Genomic DNA, 1,773 nt, shown 5'->3' on the forward strand with positions numbered 1-1,773 from the left:
GCAGCGGGCGGCCAGCAGCGCCACGGCCGCGGCGGCCAGGATCAGCGTCTTGGGCGGCATGGCTTCCCCGGGGTTCGGCTGGATCGTCCTATGCGCAGTCTGCGCGAGCCCCGCCCCGCGCGCACGCCTGACGAGGCGGACGCGCGCGCACGTGTCGCCCCCGGGCGAGGTGGAGCGTTCCAGTATTTCCGACTGGTTAACACTGTCCCAACCTCACCTACACCGCCGCCACCGCCGACGGCGGCCAGGGCGCCGGCGCCGACACCCTGTCCGGGCAGGTCCACGTCGAAGCCGACATGATCTTCAAGGATCCGAAGACCAAGGACGACCCGACGATCGGCGCCAGCGACCTGTTCCTGGAGGTCACCAGGCTCGGCCACGCGACCACCATCGCGGTCACCGGGACCGAGCAGTGGCGGGTGCGCCTGACGTCCGCACCCAGGACCGAGAAGATCAACGTCGTGGGCGACATGCACGTGCGCGTGCCCCGCGGCGAGGACATCGACAAGACCTTCGCCGACTACTGCGTCATCGTCGGCCGCTTCTACGGCCACATGGAGGTCAAGCCCAGCACCCTGAAGGACGTGTCGCTGACCGTCAACGACCTGCAGGACCTGACCATCGAGCCGGGCAAGCCCAGGAGCGACCTGACCATCGCCGTGCCCGCGGTCGTCGGTCAGCTGTTCCAGGGCCTGTCGGGCCGCTACGGCAGCGTGGACCTGGCGCTCGGCCGGGTCTCCCTGGACCTGGACATCGACTACTGGTTCCGCGTCGACCGGCGCATCCCCGGACCCGACGTGTTCGCCGTGCACGTCGACCGCAAGGGCGTCTTCGACCAGGTGCGCATGCACCTGTACAACAACAAGCAGCCCACGAGGTTCGTCATCGAGATCGAGATCTTCGGGGCCGGCGTCGGCCAGTGGGGCTGGGAGGCCACCCCCGGCGAGGCGCAGCCGCCGACCGTCAACGGCGTCTCGGTGCCCGGCGGCGAACTCGGCGCCGACGGCGCCCGCAAGCCGGCCGCCAACCTGATCGCCCTCATCGACCCCAGGCGCGAGGGGGATTCGGCGGAGGACATCCAGGAAAAGGACGCCGTGCTGGCCTTCCTCGCCTACCATGTCTGGCCGTACGACGGCGAGTTCGCCGGTGGCGGAGACGAGTCGGAAAGCGGCCTTTGCTGAACCTTTCGCTGAGTCCTTCGCTTCGTGCGCTGCGCGCGTTTCGTGCGGTGTGTGCGTTTCATGCGCTGCGTGCGCTGTGCGCGGGGCGGGTGCCGCGCCGCCGGGGGAGCCGCCGCTCCCTCTGCGGCGCGGTGCTGCTCGCCGCCGCCATGACGGCGTCGGTGACCTCGGCGGTGACCTCGGTGGCGGGCTGCGGCGGCGGCTGCGTGCCCACCCGGCTGGAGCTGACGCCGCCGGCGTCCTGGCCGCAGGAGGGGACGGTGACGCTGCGTGCCCGGCTCACCCGTCAGGGCCGGCCGCTGGCGGGCGCGCCGGTCGAGCTCGCGATCGGGTACGTCAGCGTCAACGGCGCCCACGGCAGCGCCGGCCGGACGGTGACCACCGACGCCGACGGCGTGGCCTTCCTGACCGCCCGCCCCGACGTCCTGCTGTACGCCGACGACCGGCCGCGCGCGGTGGAGGCGTCGTTCACCACCTGGAACCGGCTGGACGGCGTCGACTACTGCTGGTCCAAGGCCAGCGTGCCCCTGCCCCGCTGACCACCTGAGGCGAGGCGGCAGGGCGCGAGGGAAGGCCTGCCGGGGGCGGGCCT

2 protein-coding genes are annotated in these 1,773 nt (G+C 72.0%); both read left to right on the forward strand.

Going from position 1 to position 1,773, the window contains the following annotated elements; translation table 11 throughout:
- Positions 1-296 precede the first annotated feature (296 nt).
- Positions 297-1,181: a hypothetical protein gene (locus HII36_RS54990; protein WP_173531351.1), complete on the forward strand. Its 885-nt coding sequence runs from the start codon at positions 297-299 to the stop codon at positions 1,179-1,181.
- 47 nt (positions 1,182-1,228) lie between these two features.
- A complete protein-coding gene (locus tag HII36_RS54995; protein WP_173531352.1) occupies positions 1,229-1,720 on the forward strand; it encodes a hypothetical protein in 492 nt (163 codons plus the stop codon).
- Positions 1,721-1,773 lie beyond the last annotated feature (53 nt).

This window comes from Nonomuraea antri (genome assembly GCF_013283785.1).
In the GTDB taxonomy this organism is placed as follows: Bacteria; Actinomycetota; Actinomycetes; order Streptosporangiales; family Streptosporangiaceae; genus Nonomuraea; species Nonomuraea antri.

What these genes read in the sequence shown, in the direction of transcription:
- HII36_RS54990 (WP_173531351.1), top strand. Translation starts at nt 297, where the DNA reads ATGATCTTCAAGGATCCGAAGACCAAGGACGACCCGACGATCGGCGCC.